Origin of the sequence: Microcystis sp. M_QC_C_20170808_M9Col (assembly GCF_007095495.1) — a bacterium.
GTDB classification, from domain to species: domain Bacteria; phylum Cyanobacteriota; class Cyanobacteriia; order Cyanobacteriales; family Microcystaceae; genus Microcystis; species Microcystis aeruginosa.
The window spans coordinates 1-2,945 of record NZ_SFBZ01000315.1 but is presented as its reverse complement, the minus strand read 5'-3'; the positions used below and the strand labels follow the sequence as shown (position 1 = coordinate 2,945).

Genomic DNA, 2,945 nt, shown 5'->3' with positions numbered 1-2,945 from the left:
ACTTCTTTGTCTAAAAAAGTAATCGAGTCCCTATCTAAATAATCCATTACTTGAGGAAAAAATAACTCGATAAATTCGACAAAAAAGGTGGAGATTAACTCCTTAAACAAGCGATCATGGTCAATATTATTAGTCATGTAATATCATCTTAACTAATCTGAGCGATGAATGACTACTCTTCTACATTATATTCTGAAAAGTCGCCTTTGGCAACATATTGTTATGACCTTACCCCTTTAACCTAGGAGAAAAGGGGGATGCTTTCAGAAAACGGGTTTCTTAAAGAAACCCGTTTTCTGTGGGGTTCAATCTTATCGAGTGCGATTGCCTTTCTTATCGTTGGTATTAATGCAGTGTAATGCAGCATTACCTTATATCTCAGTCCAGATTCTTGAAAAATGGCTTAAATTCATCTTCCACAGCTTAGGGAAACTGATTACTGGTCACTGATAACTGAATATCCCCCAATAACTAAAGGAAAGATAAAGTTATCGATCGCCCTCCGGAGCCAGTGTCAGAATAAAAGCAGGGAGATGACCAAGGAAAACCGACAACTCTCCATCTTTTTCCCGTCATCGCCCCTAAAATTTATTTGGTTCAGATTTATGCAAACTGCCAATCCTCGTCAAACGGAGAAAAAAGAGCATCCCAGTGGCGACAAACGCTTCAAAGTCCTCGACATTACCATGAAGCGGGCAGGATATAATCAATCAGCCCTGATTGAAGTCCTGCACAAAGCCCAAGAAGCCTTTGGATTCCTAGAAGAAGATGTTCTCCTCTACGTTGCCCGGGCGCTAAAACTGCCCCTCAGTCGCGTCTATGGGGTAGCAACCTTCTACCATCTCTTTTCCCTGAAACCGGCGGGAAAACACACCTGTATCATCTGTATGGGGACTGCTTGTTATGTCAAAGGCAGCGGCAAAATCCTCGAAGACATCGAAAACGCCTTTGATGTCAAAGTGGGAGAAACCACCGCCGATGGAGAAATTTCCCTAGTGTCGGCCCGTTGTATCGGGGCCTGTGGGATTGCGCCGGCCGTGGTCTTCGATGGAGTCGTGGCCCCTAAACAAGATTCGGAAACTGTCTTAGCGAAACTACAGAGTTTCTCCCAGTAATTTTTCACTCTAGTGGATTGAGAAGAATATGGACTTACAAGAATTATTGGCAGTGGCCGAGAAAGAAAAAACTAGACAAAAAAGCATCCGGGTGCATTGTTGCACTTCCACCGGTTGCCAAGCTGCTAACTCCCTCCAAATCGAAAAAAACCTCGCCACTGCCGTCAAAGAAGCAGACCTAGAGGATACAGTCGAAGTGGTGGGGGTCGGTTGTATGGGTTTTTGTGGTCGCGGGCCGTTGGTGGAAGTGGATCCCCAGGATCTCCTATACGAAGAAGTCACCCCGGAAAGTGCGGCCAGCATTATTGCAGCCTTAAACGGCGGCAAAACCGAGGTGCAATTAGGGGACTCAAAACATCCCTTTTTCTCCCATCAAGTCAAAATTGTCCGGGAAAATAGCGGTAAAATCGATCCCGATCGCATTGAGGAATATATCGCCGTCGGGGGTTATCAATCTCTCTACAAGGCCCTCTACGAGATGACTCCGGCCCAGGTGGTGGAGGAAATCACCCAAAGCGGTTTGCGCGGCCGGGGCGGTGCGGGTTATCCCACTGGTTTAAAATGGGCGACGGTGGCTAAACAACCGGGTAAACAAAAATACGTTATCTGTAATGCTGATGAAGGCGACCCCGGGGCGTTTATGGACCGTAGTGTTTTGGAAAGTGACCCCCATTTAGTCCTGGAAGGAATGGCGATCGCTGCCTATGCTGTGGGGGCCGATCATGGTTATATCTATGTTAGAGCCGAATATCCCCTAGCGATCGATCGTCTGCAAAAAGCGATTAATCAGGCCAAAAAATTCGGTTTAATGGGTTCCCAAGTATTCGAGTCCACTTTCGATTTTAAGGTGGATATCCGCATCGGGGCGGGAGCTTTTGTCTGTGGAGAGGAAACCGCTCTCATCCATTCCATCGAAGGCGGCCGCGGCACTCCCCGCACCCGTCCCCCCTATCCGGCCCAATCGGGCCTCGATGGTTGTCCCACCCTGATTAATAACGTCGAGTCCTACGCTAATATCGCCGCTATTATCCGCGAGGGAGCCGCTTGGTACGCCAATATCGGTACTGCCAGCAGTAAAGGCACAAAAATCTTCGCTTTAACAGGAAAAATCCGCAATAATGGGCTGATTGAAGTGCCGATGGGCATTACTCTCCGGGAAATTGTCGAGGAGATGGGGGGTGGTATTCCCGATGGTCAGGTGAAAGCGGTACAAACCGGCGGCCCCTCTGGGGGTTGTATTCCCGCTAATTTACTCGATACTCCCGTGGATTACGAATCCTTAGCCAAACTCGGTTCGATGATGGGATCCGGGGGGATGGTGGTTATGGATGATACCACCAGTATGGTGGAAGTGGCGAAATTCTATATGGAATTCTGTCGCGAGGAGTCCTGTGGTAAATGTATCCCCTGTCGCACGGGAACAGTACAAATGTTTGAATTATTGGCCAAAATTATCGCTCGAAAAGCCGATATTCACGACCTCGAAAACTTAGAACACCTCTGTCAAATGGTTAAAGAAACCAGTCTTTGTGGTCTTGGCCAAAGCGCTCCCAATCCGATTTTAAGTACCCTAAAGTATTTTAAGGAGGAATATCTGGCTCTGTTACAGGAAATCAAGCACCCCGTCTCTGTTTGAGATTGACATCCTCACCGCCGGGGCCGGACGGTGATGACCGGCAGATCAAACAAACTTAATTGAACGATCTTCGGTTGGGTTGACGCTTCACGGGATGCTGCTTCTTTAACAGAAGTCTTACACTTTCCTCTGCGTCCGTTTTTTGAGGTCTCCGATTGCCCACCGGCGACCTTGATATTAATTGCGGCGTTCAC

General features: G+C 47.7%; 2 protein-coding genes and 2 pseudogenes. 2 read left to right on the top strand and 2 right to left on the bottom strand.

Features of this window, described 5'->3' with window-relative positions:
- Positions 1 to 137: pseudogene (locus tag EWV68_RS20105) on the bottom strand (flagellar assembly protein H); the annotation flags it as partial.
- A gap of 468 nt (positions 138 to 605) precedes the next feature.
- On the opposite strand from EWV68_RS20105, the gene hoxE reads away from it, so the two are divergent.
- Positions 606 to 1,115, top strand: coding sequence for a bidirectional hydrogenase complex protein HoxE (hoxE, locus tag EWV68_RS20100; RefSeq protein WP_002762924.1), 510 nt, complete (start codon positions 606 to 608; stop codon positions 1,113 to 1,115).
- Between the two features lie 28 nt (positions 1,116 to 1,143).
- Positions 1,144 to 2,751, top strand: coding sequence for an NADH-quinone oxidoreductase subunit NuoF (gene nuoF / locus EWV68_RS20095; protein WP_061431620.1), 1,608 nt, complete (start codon positions 1,144 to 1,146; stop codon positions 2,749 to 2,751).
- 11 nt (positions 2,752 to 2,762) lie between these two features.
- Here nuoF and EWV68_RS20090 read toward each other — a convergent pair.
- A pseudogene (locus EWV68_RS20090) lies at positions 2,763 to 2,945 on the bottom strand (RNA-guided endonuclease TnpB family protein); the annotation flags it as partial.

Bases quoted from the DNA above. Each gene is read 5' to 3' on its own strand.
- hoxE (WP_002762924.1), top strand. From the start codon at position 606: ATGCAAACTGCCAATCCTCGTCAAACGGAGAAAAAAGAGCATCCCAGT.
- nuoF (WP_061431620.1), top strand. From the start codon at position 1,144: ATGGACTTACAAGAATTATTGGCAGTGGCCGAGAAAGAAAAAACTAGA.